The following is a 16,145-nucleotide window of genomic DNA, read 5'->3' on the forward strand; positions in this document are numbered from 1 at the left end:
TTTCTTGTTTTGTTTGCATCGCATTTAGAATGTCTTATTCAGTCATCCCTACAGGAGTTGATGTGCCCTTCAAAAAAATCTCTGTACTCATGTCTGCCAGCGTACTCGGTCTGGCGACTTCCGGGCTGGTGCTGGCTGCCGATGCGGTTTCCAGTGCGCTGCTGGTTCCACCCGTTCCACCCATTGCCAAAAAAGTGCCATGGCAGGAAACCCGCCATGGCGAAGTGGTTACGGATGACTACCGCTGGCTGCAGAAAAAAGAAAATCCTGATGTGATTTCTTACCTGAATGCCGAGAATGCCTACACCGAGGCCATGAGTGCGGATGTCAAGCCACTTGCAGAAAAGCTGTATGGCGAAATCAAGGGACGCATGAAGGAGGCCGACCTGTCCGTACCTGTCCGTCGCGGCAATTATTATTACTATTCGCGTACCGAGGCAGGCAAGCAATATCCACTGTCCTGCCGCCGTCATGCCGATGCTGCCATGGCCTATGATGACAAGGCCGCTGAAGAAATCCTGCTGGATCAGAACGAGATGGCCAAGGGATTGAAGTTCTTTTCCGTCGGCGGCAGCCTGGTCAGCCCCGACGAACAATTGATGGCCTACGTGACAGATACCGTTGGCTATCGCCAATACCAGTTACGTATCAAGGATCTGAAAACCGGCCAGTTGTTGCCTGATACGGTAGAGCGTGTGACCTCGCTGGCCTGGGCTGCCGACAACAAGACCCTGTTTTTCGTGCAGGAAGACCCGGTCACCAAACGGTCTGACCGCCTGTTCCGCATGGAACTGGGCAAGGCACCGGTAGAAATCATGCATGAAGCGGTGGAGCAGTTTTCCCTGATGGTGGGGACTACACGTGACCGGCAATTCATTGTGCTGACCAGCCAGGCAACCGATAGTGCCGAAGTCAGTCTGCTGCCAGCCGGCACACCGGGTGGCACGTTCCGTTCTGTGCTGGGGCGTGAAAAAGGCCATCGCTACAGCGTGGAACACCGCAATGGCGAGCTGTACATCACCACCAACAAGAACGCCAAGAATTTCCGCGTAGTACGCGCACCGCTGGCAACGCCGGACAGCACGCACTGGCAGGAAGTGGTGAAGCATGATCCCGATGTACTGGTGTTTGCCGCTGATCTTTTTAAGGATTTCATGGTCGTTACTGAAAAGACCCAGGCCCTGAATCGTGCCCGCATCTATGATTTCAACAGCAAGCAATGGAAAACCGTGAAGTTTGATGATCCCGTATATCTGGCAACAGGTGCAGGGACGCCGGAATTTTCTTCCACCCGCTTCCGCATGTCGTACCAGTCACCGGTGACGCCACCGACCGTGCTGGATGTGGATATGGCGACGGGGCAGCGTTATGTATTGAAGCAGCAGGAAATTGTCGGTGGTTACGATGCTGGCAAATATGAAAGCCGCCGCCTGTGGATGACAGCCAGGGATGGTGTCAGGGTACCGCTGTGGGCTGTATATAAAAAAGGTGTGAAACTGGATGGCAGTGCGCCTTTGCTGTTGTATTCGTATGGCAGTTATGGCTATTCTACCGAAGCGACCTTTGCCATCAGCCGCCTGAGCCTGCTGGACCGTGGCGTCATCTATGTGCAGGCGCATATCCGTGGCGGCCGTGACATGGGCGAGCACTGGCATGAAGATGGCATGCTGATGAAAAAGAAAAATACCTTTTATGATTTTATCGACAGCGCTGATTACCTCGTCAAACAAAAATGGACCAGTCCGGACAGGCTCATCATCCAGGGTGGCAGTGCCGGTGGCTTGCTGATGGGGGCAGTGGTGAACATGCGTCCTGACCTGTTCCACGCCGTACATGCGGCCGTGCCCTTTGTCGATGTGATGAACACCATGATGGATGCCAGCCTGCCTTTGACCACGGGTGAATATCTGGAATGGGGTAATCCGAATGAAAAGCCGGCCTACGACTATATGCGCAGCTATTCACCGTATGACAATATCGCCCGCAAGGCTTACCCGGCCATGCTGGTTACCACCAGTCTGAACGACAGCCAGGTCATGTACTGGGAACCGGCCAAGTACGTCGCCAAGCTGCGTGACTACAAGACCGATAAAAATCCCCTGCTGCTGAAAATCAATATGGCAGCAGGCCATGGCGGTGCTTCTGGCCGGTATGATGCGATACGTGAAGGTGCTTTCAATTCAGCCTGGATGTTGTCGCAATGGGGTATTAAAGAGTAAAAATACGGATACTCCCAGGCTATGTGCCTGGGAGATTTTTGAAAATCAGGAATCGATTATATGAACTTTGCTTACACCATTATCTATGTGCCCGATGTGGCAGCATCACTGGCCTTCTTTGAAAAAGCCTTTGGCTTTGCCACCCGTTTTTTGCATGAGTCAGGCATGTATGGCGAATTGGATACGGGTGCCACGACGCTGGCTTTTGCCGCCCATGCCATGGGCGAAATGAATTATTCCAGCGGCCATGTGGAAGCCCACAGTTCTGCCCAGCCGCTGGGGATGGAAGTCGCCTTTACTACGGCTGATGTGGCGCAGGCCCATGCGCAGGCAATCGCTGCCGGAGCCACGGAACTTGCTGCACCTGCGCAAAAACCCTGGGGACAGGTAGTGTCTTACCTTCGTTGCCCGGACGGCAGCCTGGTCGAGCTGTGTACGCCTATGGGGGGATAATGCGCGGGGCCTGTTTTCGGCTATGGACAGACACGAACGACAGGCCCGCATTTAATCCCATGCAAAATACTTGTTTTTCAGCTTCATGACCGTGCCATCCTTTTGCAGGATTTCATAGGCAGCTTTCCAGGCTTTTTCTTCTTTCTCATGCACCCCCAGGGAACTGGCCAGATACAGATCGGCAGAGCCAAGGCTGGCGCCGGTATGGAAGTCGTCCAGGCGAAATCCATATTCTTCTATCGCCGAGGTCAGCATGGGGTAACCGGCGTAAATGGCATCAATGCCACCCAGCGACAGCATTTTCAGCAAATCCTGGTAATTTTTTTCGTACACGATATGCCGAAAATTTTTTGCCTGCAGATTTTTTTCCAGTAGTGAACCGCGCATGATGCCGATGCGCATGCTGCGCAACTGGTCAACGTTGGCCTTTTCTATATTGATTTTCCCCGTGCGGTGGCCAAAAAAGGTGTAATTGACCTTGCTCAGTGGTACCAGCCATTTGAAACTGGTTTCGCGTTCCGGAGTTCTGGCCAGCGGAAACAGGCCGTAGGATTTGCCCTCTCTACCCATTTTGATTACCCGTGACCAGGGGTAGAACGTCAGATCTGGCTGCCTGCCCATCTGGCTGGACATGGCGGCGATCAGTTCATAGGCATAACCCTGTGGTACATCTTTTTGCAACCAGATGAAGGGTGGGAATTCAGCCGTGACCCATCTGATCGGTTCAACGACGACTGTTTGAGCCTGGCCAGTAGGACTGAACAGGGCAAGGCACATCGCGAACAGGCATATTATTTTTTTCATTGCAGTCTCATAAAAGAGAAGATCATGCTCAAAGGTCTATATGTATCTACCAAAGCCAGCATGCCTGTAGCCCATGCCTGTATAGCGAAACACAGTATTGAGCCGGACGACAGACAGGTCAAGTGAATTTTTTTGTTAATCTGACCAGAACTGGAATGAGCAAAAATGTTTATCCATCCTGCATGATTTGCCATTTGAATTTTGTCTGGAATTGACTATAAAGATAGATAAGGCAGTTGCGCATCCTGTCGTTTTTCCCGCTACGGAATGACGATGCTTGCTGTCTTATCCCCTGGCCAATTCTGGTCACCGTGTAGCCACCGCAACTGCCTCTTTGGATATTTACTTCAGGAGGTTCTTATGAGACGCAGACTGTACTTCATGTTACCCGACGCAGGCAGTGCCAGGGCGATGCTGGATGAATTGTTGCTGGCCCGTGTGGATGAGCGACATATGCATTTTCATGCCAGAGAAGGCATGTTGCCTGCTGATATGCCAGAGGCGAATTCCTTCCAGAAGACGGATTTGATACATGGTGCAGAAGTCGGCATGCTGATAGGTGGTATAGCGGGTTTGCTGGCAGGCGGCTTGTGGCTGATCTTTCCACCTGAAGGCATGGAAATGCGTATTCTTGCCGTGGTGATTTCGGCACTGGGTGGTGCCATGTTCGGGTCATGGGTATCTGGCAGGGCAGCAACGGCCATCCCCAGCTCGCGCCTGAAACCTTTTCAGGCCGAGATAGAAAATGGCCGTGTTTTGCTGATGGTGGATGTACCTTTCAAGCGGGTGGCAGAAATCAAGGAACTGGTCAGCAAGCGGCATCCTGAAATCCGTTTTGGTGGTGTCGATCCGCATGTGCCGGTTTTCAGTTGATTTCATCAACTGACCTTGGATATATGTCTTTTTATGCACAACATGCAGGCAATAACATGCCTGCATGTTGTTTGTATGCACGATGCTTATTTTTGTTGATTTAGGAATACAATGGCTAAATTTTTAGACAACATTTCCCAAAATGACAGATATAGCCTTGGAGTTGCGTGACCTGAGCAAGAACTTTGGTCGTCCTGCCGTAGAAAATCTGAATCTGCAGGTACGTCGCGGTGAACTGTATGCCTTGCTGGGCCCTAACGGTGCCGGCAAGACCACCACTCTGCGTATGGTGGCTGGCCTGATACTGCCGGACAGTGGCAGCATCCATATCCTGGGTAATGATCTGGCAAGCAATGCGGCGCTGGCCAAGAGCAAGCTGGCTTACCTGCCGGATGACCCCATGTTATACAACAAGCTCAAGCCCTTTGAATATCTGGCGTTTGTGGCAGGCTTGTGGGGCGTGTCTGCCGATGTCGCCGAAACCCGGGCGCGTGAATTGCTGGAATGGCTGGATCTGTTACAGCATACCGATGAGCTGACCGAAGGCTTTTCGCGCGGCATGAAACAAAAACTGGCACTGGCGGGTGCCCTCATCCACCAGCCGGAACTGATCATCCTCGACGAACCGCTGACCGGTCTGGATGCGGCCGCAGCGCGCCAGGTCAAGGATGTCCTGCTGGCACACGTGAAGCAGGGTGGCACCGTGATACTGACCACGCATATCCTGGATGTGGCTGAACGGCTGGCCGAACGCATAGGCATCATCCAGAACGGCAAACTGATCGCCGAAGGCACACTCGACGAATTGCGCACCAGGACCAGCCATAGTGCTGGCACACTTGAAGAAGTCTTCCTGCAATTGACGGAGCCAGCATAATGGCTCGCGGCTTGAATTTCCAGCCAGGCAGTGCTGCCTGGCTGCTCTGGCATGAAATCCGTCTGGCATTTTATGACATGGGTCAAAGTCGCCCTGGCCGCAGCGCCGCCCGTGGCATGTCGGTGTTTGGCATCTGCCTGATCGCCTTCCTGGCTGTGATGGCGCATGTCGGCGTCTGGTTTTTGATGCGCAAAATACCGCCATTTGGCAAGGATATTCCGCCACTCATCCTGATTGCGACCGGCTTGCTGATGATGGTGATCTTCAGCATGATGCTGTCAATGGGGCTGACGCGCAGCGTCAGGGCCCTGTTTGAACGCGGTGACCTGGACCTGTTGCTGTCTTCACCTTTATCGTCGCGTACCATTTTCAGTGTCAGGCTGGCAGGTGTCACGTTTGGTGTGGTGGTCTGGTTTCTTGTGCTGCTGGCCCCGGTGGCCAATATAGGCGCGGTGACCGGTCAATGGACCTGGCTGGGGATTTATCCCGGCATACTGGGCATGGCTATGATTGCTGCTTCACTATCCATGTTGCTGACCCTGGGGCTGGTGAAAACCATAGGCGTGCGCCGTACCCGTACCGTTGGCCAGATACTGGGCGCGCTGACCGGGGCTTCGATTTTTATCCTGTCGCAACTATTCGGCAATCTGGGTAAGGAAGTGCGCCAGAATGTGCAGGATTATCTGACACCCCTGTTTCAGCCCGGTGGCCCGCTGGATGCGCAAAGCCCGGTATGGACACCGGCGCGTGCCATGCTGGGTTCGCTGCCCGCCATTCTGGTGTTCAGCCTGATCAGCCTGGCCTGTTTTTGGCTGACTGCCCGCTTTACCCATCAATTCTTTGTGCGTGGCGTGCAGCAATCCGTTGGCAGCCAGCGCAAGCCGCTGAATGCAGGGAGCGGTGGTAAAGCAGGGCAGGCCGGGTTTGGACGCAGCCTGCGCATGACCATCATTCAGAAAGAATGGCGTTTGATCGCCCGTGATCCGCAACTTATATCCCAGGTATTGCTGCAATTATTGTATATGGTGCCGCTGTTTTTCGTGGTGTTCAGGAGCAAGTCGGTTTTACCTGGTGTGGCCTCCGGCATGGTGTTCCTGGGCGCTTCGCTGGCGGGTTCACTGATCTGGATAATCGTGTCTGGCGAAGATGCGCCAGACCTGTTACGCGCCGCCCCGGTTAAACCGTTGACGATTGTCATCAGCAAGTTGATTGCAGCTTTGCTACCCGTCATGGTATTGATGACACCAGCCCTGATCTGGCTCAGTGCGCAACAAGTGCTGCTGGGGCTGGCGGTGAGCTTGTGTGCGATGCTGGCCATGCTTGGTTCTGCGCTGATCAATCTGTGGCAATCCAAGCCTGCACCACGGGCGCAGTTTAACCGGCGTGGCCATGCCCAGTGGATAGCCGGTTTGCTCGAAGCCCTGAGCTCTTTTGGCTGGGCTGGCTGTATTTATGCGGGCATGCAATTCCCGAACTGGTTGTGGATACCGGCCGGTGCTGCATTGCTGGCACCGGTGCTGGCCTGGTTTTTCCGTATTGAACGAAATATTTGATAGCTGGTCTATTGCTTACCTGATAACCTGGGATTGATTCTGCCATGCCTGTATTTACAAAAAAACGCGTTTTTGTGGCCATTGCCCTGCTGGTCGTAGGTGGTGCTGCCGCCATGTATTACCAAAAGGAAAAAGGCAAACCGAAGGAAGAAGAACCCAAATACAGAACCGTTGTCGTTGATAAAGGCAATATCACCCAGACCGTGACTGCCAGCGGCACACTCAATCCGGTGGCCCTGATCAATGTTGGTTCCCAGGTATCTGGTACCGTGGTTGAACTGAAGGCAGATTTCAATGACAGGGTGAAGCAGGGCCAGGTCCTGCTGAAACTTGATCCGACCATTTTCAATGCCCAGATCAAGCAGAGCGAAGCCAGCCTGGCATCAGCCGAAGCATCGAAACGCCTGGCCCAGGCCACGCTGGAACGTAACCAGAAGCTGGTCACGCAAAACTATATCTCCGGCACCGCCATGGACCAGGCCAGACGTGAAGTCGAAGTGGCCGACGCCAATATCAAACTGGCGCGGGCGCAGCTGGATCGTGTCAAGGCCGACCTGAACAACAGTGTCATTCGTTCCCCTATTGATGGCGTCATCATCAAGCGCACCATCGACATGGGGCAGACTGTGGCTGCGTCTTTCCAGACGCCTAACCTGTTTCAGATTGCACGTGACCTGACCAAGATGCAGATTGATACCAGCGTCTCGGAAGCCGATGTCGGTTCACTGAAAGATGGTTTGCCCGCACGTTTCGTCGTCGATGCCTATCCGGATCGTGAATTCGAAGCCAAGCTGCGCCAGTTCCGCCTGGCAGCGAACGTGCAGCAAAACGTGGTCACGTATAACGTGGTGCTGGACGTGGATAACAAGGATGAATTGCTGAAACCCGGCATGACGGCACAAGTACGCCTGGTGGTTGGCAGCCGTGAAAATGTGATACGCATCCCGACCGCCGCCCTGCGCTATAAACCGACAGAAGAAGAGCAGGCCAAGGAAGCCAAGGCACTCAAGGAAAAAGAAAAAAATGGAAGTGCAGCAGCCTCGGGCGCAGCATCAGCCTCAGCTTCGGCATCTGTCGCCAGCAATCTGCCTGCACCTGATGTTGATGATGACGTGGCTTTCCGTACCAGGAAAGACCTGACCCGCACTTTCAAACTGTACAAACTCGATGAAAAGAACCAGGCCAGGACAGTCGATGTCAAAATCGGTTTGTCCAACTTCAAGTATACCGAAGTCATTTCCGGTGATTTGAAACCTGGTGACAATGTCATTACCCGTGCGCTGGACAAGTCCGGAGCACGCTGATGAGCGATACCCTGATAGCCATACGCCAGGTCACCAAGAGTTATTTCTCTGGTGGCGTGGAGACCAAGGTCTTGCATGGCATTGATGTACAGGTGCCACGCGGTGATTTCCTGGCCGTGATGGGACAGTCCGGCTCTGGCAAATCCACGCTGATGAATATCCTTGGTTGCCTGGACCAGGCCACCAGCGGCTCGTATCTGCTGAACGGTGTCGATACCCTGAGCCTGTCGCGTGCCGAACTGGCAACCATACGCAACCGCACCATCGGTTTTGTGTTCCAGAGCTTTAACCTGATCAAACGTATGAGCGTGGCTGAAAACGTCGCCCTGCCTCTGATATATGCCGGCGTCGGGCGTGACAAGGCGCACAAGAAGGCAGTGGTGGAACTGGAAAGGGTGGGGCTGAAAGATTATGCCAAACGCCTGCCCAATCAACTCTCAGGCGGACAGCAGCAGCGCGTTGCCATCGCCCGTGCCCTGGTCGCTGATCCACCACTGATCTTGGCGGATGAACCTACTGGCAACCTGGATACACAAACCAGTGAAGACATCATGCGCTCGCTACAGCAATTGAATGCCGAGCGTGGCATCACCATCCTGCTGGTCACCCATGAACCGGATATTGCAGCCTATAGCAAGCGCCTGGTGCGTCTCAAGGATGGACATGTCCTGTACGATGGCCCGGCGGCAGAAGGCTTGCGCCAATTGGCGGCTTCACATGCTGAATATTCAGACGCACAGGGGGATGCAAAATGAATTTCCTTCAGGTTTTTATAGAAGCATTCCGTTCCATGAATGCCAACCGCCTGCGCACGGCACTGACCATGCTGGGCATTATCATCGGCATTACCTCGGTAGTGATGATGCTGGCCGTTGGTGAAAGCGCCAAGAAATTTATCGCCAAAGAGCTGGAAGTACTGGGCAGTAATCTGATGATTATCTCACCGGGTGCCAACCGCACCCAGGGTGTGCGCGCACGTACCGGCACTGCACCTTCGCTGTCTGTCGAAGACGCAGTGGCACTTAATGAACTGCCTACCCTGAATGGGGCTGCTCCGGCCTTGCAGGGCTTCTTCCAGCTCACGGTGGGAAATGACAATTCGAATAATGCCGTGCTCGGCGTTACGCCTGAAATGTTCAAGGTACGTAACTGGAAAGTGGATCAGGGGAATGAATTCAGTGATTCCGACATCCGTGGCGCAGCACGCATGGTTATCATAGGCAAGAAACTGGCGGACCAGTTCTTTTACAAAGACAACCCGATAGGCCAGTTTGTACGCATAGACAATGTACCCTTCCAGGTGGTCGGTGTCTTACAGGGCGAGGGGCGCATGTTTGATGGCGGTGACCTGGGTGAGATGGTCCTGATCCCGATCACGTCGGCACGCGCCACCTTGATGCGCAGCCCGTTCCCACGCAATGTGCATTACGTCGTGGTGCAGGGCAAAACTGAAAAGCAGTTGAAGGATGCGGAAGAAGACATCAAGGACATGTTGCGTGACCGCCACCATATCAAGGCCGGACAGGAAGATGATTTTCGTATCGATAACCTGGCCTCGATTGTCGAGACCGGAGCCAAGATCAGTGCTGGTCTGGCTGCCATGCTGGGTGCGATTGGTGCCATCTCACTGATCGTGGGTGGCATAGGCATCATGAATATCATGCTGGTATCGGTGACTGAGCGCACCCGCGAGATAGGCATACGCATGGCGATTGGTGCCAAGCCACGCGACGTGCTGTTGCAGTTTTTGACCGAGGCTGTAGTGATCTGCCTGGTCGGCGGCATCATAGGCATCATGCTGGCCATGGCTGGCGCTGCGGCGATTACGTCTACCGGCAAGCTGGAAGTCGTCATCGGCTTGCAGGCAATGGTGGTGGCCTGTGGTTTCGCCAGCTTTGTGGGTATCTTCTTTGGCTTTTATCCTGCCCGCCGTGCCTCGCGTTTATTGCCGGTGGATTGTCTGCGCTACGAATAATCATGAATAATCATGAATAAACCGAAAGGCAAGCGATGAGTCTGATCGGCAATATCCTGTGGTTGGTATTCGGTGGTTTTATTACGGGACTGGCATGGTGGTTGGTGGGCACCCTGGCCTTTATCAGCATCATAGGCATACCTTGGGGCCGCGCCTGCTTCGTGATCGGGCAACTGACTTTCATGCCATTTGGCAAGGAAGTGGTCAGCCGGCAGGCGGTGACAGGTCAGGAGGATATAGGTACCGGTGTGCTGGGAACGATAGGTAATATCATCTGGTTCATTTTCGCCGGTGTCTGGCTGGCGATAGCACACTTGTTTTCAGCTTTGTTCTGTTTCGTCACTATCATCGGTATTCCATTTGGCATCCAGCATTTGAAACTGGCTGCAATTGCGCTGGCACCGATAGGTAAAACCGTGGTGGACAAATAACGGGCGAGCAGACTGCGGCCTTGATCGTGATGTGATTGCGGTTTGCTGGCGGGGATGTAGGAGGGGGAAAGTGGGGAAATAAGGCAGGCTACACGTGATGGTAACCTGCCTCAATCAATGACTTATTTCTTTGATTTTGCTATCAGCGCTTCCAGCACCTGCATGGTGGCCTGGTACAACTGCTCGCGTGGAATATTGCTGTTGGCACCGGCGATCATGGATGGATTGGTCAGGTAACGGCCATCCACGACAAAGGTCGGTGTACTGTCCACTTTATAGGTAGCGACCAGCTTCGACAGGTTGGTCAATTTGGTGATGACAGCGAAAGAGTTATAGAAACTCAGGAATTTGGCTTTATCGATGCCATTCTTGACAGCCCAGTCAATATTTTCTGCATCACTGGTCAGGCGGCTGCGTTCGACATGCCAGGTAGCCAGGACCTTGGCATGCAGTGCCGTTTCCAGATTCATCGCTTCCAGCGTCAGGAACAGATGTGCTTCAGGATCTTTTTCACCCGTCAGCGGCAAATGCATGCGGCGGAACAGGATATTGTCACCCTGCTTTTTGACCCATTCATTCAGGCTGGGTTCCAGCGCATTACAGGCCGGGCAGTGGTACATGAAAAATTCGATGACTTCGACTTTCTTCCCGCTGGATAGCACCGGCTGTGGTGCCGGCAGGGTGATAAATTCTGCCCCATTTTTGGGCGCGGCAGGCGTTGCCTGGGCCGTGCTGGCAACGAAACCGAGGGTAATAAGCAAAAGGCGTAAGAGGCGCATGGATTTCCTTTAACATGAAGCGAAACAAGCTGCTGAGCTTACCAGTATTTGCGTAATTTGGCATGCGCCTTCCAAACAGGGCAGTGGCGGCTAGCCTGACTGTCCGCAATTAGCTGCTGATTCGTCAAACATCTTTAAAAATCCCCGGATTTCTCAGCAAAGCCTTGCGCCCTGAATTGATTCGTAGAAAAATAAACTCAGGGTGGCGCTAAAGCTGGAAAAAAACTGAAAAAAGCTGACTTGTTCCAGCGTGTTCAGCCACCTGGCTTGTGCCCCCGGATATTGCATGTGTCCTGTTTTGCAAGTAAAAACCTGCATCAACTTTCCCAGACTGTGGAGCACCTGCAATGATAACCGTGCCTATCGTGATTGACTTTGAAGCATCCGGCTTCGGCAAAGGCAGCTACCCTATCGAGGTCGGCTTTTCGCGCCGTCACGGCGAAGGCTGGTGTAGCCTCATTCGCCCCGAATCAGACTGGGACCACTGGGATGTGCATGCGGCATGTGTACACCGCATTCCGCGTGAATTGCTGGTCGCAAGAGGCAAATCCCCCAGCCAGGTGACAGAACAACTGAATCTGCAACTGACAGGGCAAACTGTCTATACCGATGGCTGGGCCCAGGATTACATATGGATGGCTCGCCTGTATGATGCCGCTGACCGGGTACCCAGTTTTCGTCTGGCGGATTTGCGTGAAATCATCTCCCCCCAGCAGGAAGGCTTGTGGCATGCCACCAAAAATCAGGTACAGGAAGACTTGAATATTTCCCGCCACCGCGCCAGCAATGATGCCCGCATCCTGCAAATGACCTGGTTGCGTACCTACGACGCCGCCCGCTGCCTGAACTGACTTGGGCAGCCAGATAAGGTAGATAGGGCCGATAGCCCTTTGTTTTACCTCACTATTCCCTGATTCTCCCACCCATTGCGCTGACATTTGCAAAAATAAATGTCAAATGCATATTCAGACAGTGCAAAATACGTGCTGTGTTCATGTCGTGCTGGCCTGCCTGTGTGTTTGCGTCTCTGCGTGTCTGTGTTTTGATGTTTCTTGCAGCGCTGCATCTATAAGGAGATAAAGTTGAAGAAGTGGATAATCCGTATCATCCTGATCTTGTTGGCCTTGCTGGCTGCGGTGCTTGCCTATCTGCTGCTGGCCCCGGTGCCGATCAATCCGGTTGCCTGGCAGGCTACGCCATTTACCGGGTATTCGCCACCACATGCGCGTAATGAAAAACTGGCCGCCCTGAAAACCATAGCCATCGGAGATGAAACCGGGCCTGAACATATCGCCATGGGGCCTGATGGACATCTGTATGCCGCCGTCACCTCTGGTGCGATTTTGCGCATGCAGCCGGATGGCAGCCAGCGTGAAGTCTGGGTGAATACCGGTGGCCGGGTGTTGGGATTCATGTTTGATGCGGCCGGTAACATGATTGCTGCAGATGCCTTCCGTGGTCTGTTGTCGATTGCGCCTGACCGGCAGATCACGGTGCTGGCTGACAAGGTCGGCGACAGCCCTATCCTGTATGCCGATGCCGTGGTGGTCGCCAAATCCGGCAAGATGTATTTTACCGATGCCTCACAGCGTTTTGGTGCGCGTGAATCGGGTGGCACCTTTCACGCCAGCGTGCTTGATATTCTCGAACATTCCTCCACCGGGCGGGTGCTGGAATATGACCCCGCCAGCAAACAGACACGCGTCGTGGCGGAAGGAATGTGTTTTGCCAATGGCCTGGTGCTGAGTGAAGATGAACAGCAGCTTATCGTTGCCGAAACCGGTGAATACCGCATCTGGAAAATCTCCATCCAGGCCAGCCAGTTGAATCTGAAACGCAAACCGGATAAAAAACTGGCAAGCATCCTGTTGCGCGATTTGCCCGGTTATCCCGATAATCTCATGCGCGGACGTGATGGCCGTATCTGGCTGGGCCTGGCCAAGCCGCGTGGTGCGGCGATAGACAGCATGGCTGAAAAGCCCTGGCTGCGCAGCATTACCCTGCGCTTGCCACGCGCCTTATGGCCGGTGCCGCCTGCCTATGGCCATGTACTGGCCTTCAATGAAGGCGGCAAGATCCTGGTGGATTTGCAAGACCCGTCTGGCCAGTATCCGGAAACCACAGGCGTCACCGAAACCGCAGACCGGCTCTACATACAAAGCCTGCATGCACATGGCATAGGCTGGTTGCCGAATCACCTGGTCAGGAAATGAATGGCATACCGTAGATGACAGTGCAGACGACAGAGAAGTTGACAGCGCAGATGGCCGAAGTGGATGTGCTGGTGATAGGCGGCGGTATCAATGGCACCGGCATTGCCCGCGATGCTGCCGGACGAAAACTGAGCGTACTCTTGTGTGAAAAAGATGACCTGGCCGCCCACACCTCGTCAGCCTCCACCAAGCTGATACACGGTGGCCTGCGCTATCTTGAATACTATGAATTTGGTCTGGTGCGCAAGGCCCTGCTGGAACGCGAAGTGTTGATGCGTTCTGCGCCGCATATCATCAGCCCCCTGCGTTTTGTCATGCCGCATGCGCGTGGACAAAGACCGGCCTGGATGATACGGGCTGGCCTGTTTTTATATGATCACCTGGCCAGGCGAGAATTATTACCCGGGGCTGAAAGCCTGAATTTGCGTACGCATATTACCGGCAAGCCCCTGCAGGCAGACTTCAGGCGCGGGTTTGCCTATTCCGATGCCTGGGTGAATGATGCACGGCTGGTGGTCTTGAATGCCATGGATGCGGCAGAAAAAGGTGCGCGCATCATGACCCGTACCACTTGTCTGTCTGCAAAAAGAGAAGACCAGCATTGGCTGGTGCAATTGCAGAAAGCCGATGGTAGCCAGTTGACTGTCAAAAGCCGTAGTCTGGTGAATGCCAGCGGACCATGGGCGGTGAATGTACTGCATAAATTGCTGCATCAGGGGACAGCAAAAACCCTGAGACTGATCAAGGGCAGCCACATCGTGGTGCGACGCCTGTTCCATCATCCGTATGCCTATATCTTCCAGCATCCGGATGGCCGCATCGTGTTTGCGATTCCTTACGAACAAAACTTTACCCTGATAGGGACGACCGACCTCGATTACACCGGTTCTCTGGATCAGGTTGCCATTACCGAACAGGAAATCGCATATCTGTGCGAGCTGGCCGGGCAGTATTTCACCCAGCTGATTACGCCCGCCGACGTGGTGTGGTCGTATTCCGGCGTGCGACCTCTGGTGGAAGAGCCGCATATCGGTGGCAAGGAAAAAGCGGCCGCACTGACCCGTGATTACCGGCTGGAACTGGATGCCGATGGCCCACCGTTGTTGAATGTCTACGGTGGCAAAATCACCACCTACCGCAAGCTGGCAGAAGAAGCGCTGGAGCAACTGGCGCCCTTGCTCAACAATGCCAATGCAGACTGGACGGAACATGCCTGCTTGCCGGGCGGTGACATCCTGGGGGCCTTGCCGCAAAATCAGGCGGTGCTTGAGTTTCCTGTTTTTATTCAGCATTGCCAGCAGCAATATGCGTGGCTGCCCCCGCATCTGACAGAAAGATTTGCACATGCCTATGGCACCCGCATCCATGTCCTGCTCAAGAACCGGCAATCCTTGTCAGACATGGGGGACATGCTGCTTCCCGGTCTGTATGTTGCTGAGGTGGAATATCTGATACGGCATGAATGGGCGCGCACCACCGAAGATATATTATGGCGTCGCAGTCGTCTGGGCCTGCATATGCTGGGTGAAAATACCGAAAGACTGACAAGATGGCTAAGCCATCATCTTGCCAGGCACGTGGATTAACGACATAAATTAACTATATAGGCAGGTCTTGTTGAAAATATAAGAAACACCCCTTGACGGGGTGTTTCTAACCTGTATCCAGCACAAAGTGCACGACAGTCATTGCGGCCTGTCCCTGACTTTTGCATTTCATCCCCCCGAATGCACGCACTGTCGCATGGCGATGGTTTTGCTCTCTGGCATTGCTTATTCTTAGACTACGCAATCAAAAAAACAGGGAGAAATCCATGAACAAGACTGAATACCTGCAGGCCCTGCGCCAGGCACTCGATGGTTTGCCAGCAACAGTGATACAAGAAACGATCTGGGAAACTGAAGCCAGCCTGGCCGATGCCATTGCATCCGGCAAGTCGGAAGAAGAAGCCGTTGCCAGTCTGCCCAAACCGGAACTGGTCGCTGCCCGCAAAAAAGCCAGTAATCATTACCAGGCACTGAAACATAATTTCACTGTCGGCAATATCGCCAGTTGGCTGGTGGCTCTGATTGGACTGATGGTGTTCAATCTTTTCATGTTCATTCCGGCGGTCGTGTATTTCACACTTTTGTGCTCCAGCTATGTCGTTGCCCTCAGTCTGTATGTGGCTGGCATAGGCGTGACTGCTGCCAGCCTGTCAGGGGTTGATCATTTCAGTATCGATGTGCCTTACCACAACCATCATGCGATCAGGCACGGTCATCACAAAGTCACGAGCAATCTGCAACATGAGAACGTGCGCGTGGATATTACTGAATCAGGCATTTTGATCGATGGCGAAAAAGCCAGCAATGACACCAAAGTTGCCGAAGCAGCTGGTGTCATCAAGGTTGACGGCAACAGTGTCGCTGGCAGCCTGCCTGCTACGGCGGTGGACGCTGGTAAAAAAGAATTGCATATTGATGTGGGCAATCATTTTTACGGCAGCAAGGCGCTGATGGGAATGGGCATGATCATAGGCTCTGTCCTGCTATTGATGTTGAGCATGTTCATGACCAAATACACCTTCATCGGTGTCCGGAATTATCTGCGCTGGAATCTGTTGCAACTGCACCTGGTCCGTCCGGCCTGAGTGTCAGGCAAGAATTGTTAGCATTGTCAGTA

General features: G+C 53.6%; 15 protein-coding genes. 13 read left to right on the top strand and 2 right to left on the bottom strand.

The features are described 5' to 3' along the window. Positions 1-62 precede the first annotated feature (62 nt). Together H8L32_RS22390 and H8L32_RS22395 are read left to right on the top strand one after the other, a co-directional pair. Positions 63-2,219, top strand: coding sequence for a S9 family peptidase (locus tag H8L32_RS22390; RefSeq protein WP_329605221.1), 2,157 nt, complete (start codon positions 63-65; stop codon positions 2,217-2,219). 60 nt (positions 2,220-2,279) lie between these two features. Then, a complete protein-coding gene (locus H8L32_RS22395; RefSeq protein ID WP_186949571.1) occupies positions 2,280-2,672 on the top strand; it encodes a VOC family protein in 393 nt (130 codons plus the stop codon). A 51-nt stretch (positions 2,673-2,723) separates the two neighbouring features. Here H8L32_RS22395 and H8L32_RS22400 read toward each other — a convergent pair whose 3' ends face one another. Beyond that, complete coding sequence (locus H8L32_RS22400) at positions 2,724-3,476, bottom strand: substrate-binding periplasmic protein (protein ID WP_186949573.1); 753 nt, start codon at positions 3,474-3,476, stop codon at positions 2,724-2,726. Between the two features lie 360 nt (positions 3,477-3,836). Here H8L32_RS22400 and H8L32_RS22405 point away from each other — a divergent pair, with 360 nt between their 5' ends. The 7 genes from H8L32_RS22405 to H8L32_RS22435 all read left to right on the top strand — a co-directional run bounded on the left by H8L32_RS22405 (position 3,837) and on the right by H8L32_RS22435 (position 10,489). After that, positions 3,837-4,349, top strand: a complete 513-nt coding sequence (locus H8L32_RS22405; protein WP_230412363.1) for a DUF1269 domain-containing protein — start codon at positions 3,837-3,839, stop codon at positions 4,347-4,349. A gap of 142 nt (positions 4,350-4,491) precedes the next feature. Further along, a complete protein-coding gene (locus tag H8L32_RS22410; protein WP_186949575.1) occupies positions 4,492-5,226 on the top strand; it encodes an ABC transporter ATP-binding protein in 735 nt (244 codons plus the stop codon). Then, positions 5,226-6,779, top strand: a complete 1,554-nt coding sequence (locus tag H8L32_RS22415) for a hypothetical protein (protein ID WP_186949577.1) — start codon at positions 5,226-5,228, stop codon at positions 6,777-6,779. Before H8L32_RS22410 ends, H8L32_RS22415 begins: the two co-directional genes overlap by 1 nt. Before the next feature lie 44 nt (positions 6,780-6,823). Next, positions 6,824-8,083 carry an efflux RND transporter periplasmic adaptor subunit gene (locus tag H8L32_RS22420; RefSeq protein WP_186949578.1) on the top strand — a complete coding sequence of 420 codons (1,260 nt, stop codon included), beginning with the start codon at positions 6,824-6,826 and terminating at the stop codon, positions 8,081-8,083. Next, positions 8,083-8,838, top strand: coding sequence for an ABC transporter ATP-binding protein (locus H8L32_RS22425; protein ID WP_186949580.1), 756 nt, complete (start codon positions 8,083-8,085; stop codon positions 8,836-8,838). The genes H8L32_RS22420 and H8L32_RS22425 overlap by 1 nt, the downstream gene beginning before the upstream one ends. Beyond that, positions 8,835-10,058, top strand: coding sequence for an ABC transporter permease (locus tag H8L32_RS22430; protein ID WP_230412364.1), 1,224 nt, complete (start codon positions 8,835-8,837; stop codon positions 10,056-10,058). The genes H8L32_RS22425 and H8L32_RS22430 overlap by 4 nt, the downstream gene beginning before the upstream one ends. 35 nt (positions 10,059-10,093) lie before the next feature. Continuing rightward, a complete protein-coding gene (locus H8L32_RS22435) occupies positions 10,094-10,489 on the top strand; it encodes a YccF domain-containing protein (RefSeq protein ID WP_186949582.1) in 396 nt (131 codons plus the stop codon). Between the two features lie 122 nt (positions 10,490-10,611). On the opposite strand, the gene H8L32_RS22440 is transcribed toward H8L32_RS22435, so the two are convergent. Next, positions 10,612-11,268: a thiol:disulfide interchange protein DsbA/DsbL gene (locus H8L32_RS22440; RefSeq protein ID WP_186949584.1), complete on the bottom strand. Its 657-nt coding sequence runs from the start codon at positions 11,266-11,268 to the stop codon at positions 10,612-10,614. A 347-nt stretch (positions 11,269-11,615) separates the two neighbouring features. On the opposite strand from H8L32_RS22440, the gene H8L32_RS22445 reads away from it, so the two are divergent. The 4 genes from H8L32_RS22445 to H8L32_RS22460 all read left to right on the top strand — a co-directional run bounded on the left by H8L32_RS22445 (position 11,616) and on the right by H8L32_RS22460 (position 16,113). After that, positions 11,616-12,119, top strand: coding sequence for a hypothetical protein (locus H8L32_RS22445; RefSeq protein ID WP_186949586.1), 504 nt, complete (start codon positions 11,616-11,618; stop codon positions 12,117-12,119). Positions 12,120-12,350: 231 nt separating this feature from the next. Continuing rightward, positions 12,351-13,481: an SMP-30/gluconolactonase/LRE family protein gene (locus H8L32_RS22450; protein ID WP_186949588.1), complete on the top strand. Its 1,131-nt coding sequence runs from the start codon at positions 12,351-12,353 to the stop codon at positions 13,479-13,481. A 14-nt stretch (positions 13,482-13,495) separates the two neighbouring features. Then, positions 13,496-15,067, top strand: coding sequence for a glycerol-3-phosphate dehydrogenase (gene glpD / locus H8L32_RS22455; RefSeq protein WP_230412365.1), 1,572 nt, complete (start codon positions 13,496-13,498; stop codon positions 15,065-15,067). A 227-nt stretch (positions 15,068-15,294) separates the two neighbouring features. Further along, positions 15,295-16,113: a DUF1700 domain-containing protein gene (locus H8L32_RS22460; protein ID WP_186949589.1), complete on the top strand. Its 819-nt coding sequence runs from the start codon at positions 15,295-15,297 to the stop codon at positions 16,111-16,113. Positions 16,114-16,145 lie beyond the last annotated feature (32 nt).

It is taken from the genome of Undibacterium hunanense (assembly GCF_014284335.1).
Lineage (GTDB): Bacteria > Pseudomonadota > Gammaproteobacteria > Burkholderiales > Burkholderiaceae_D > Undibacterium > Undibacterium hunanense.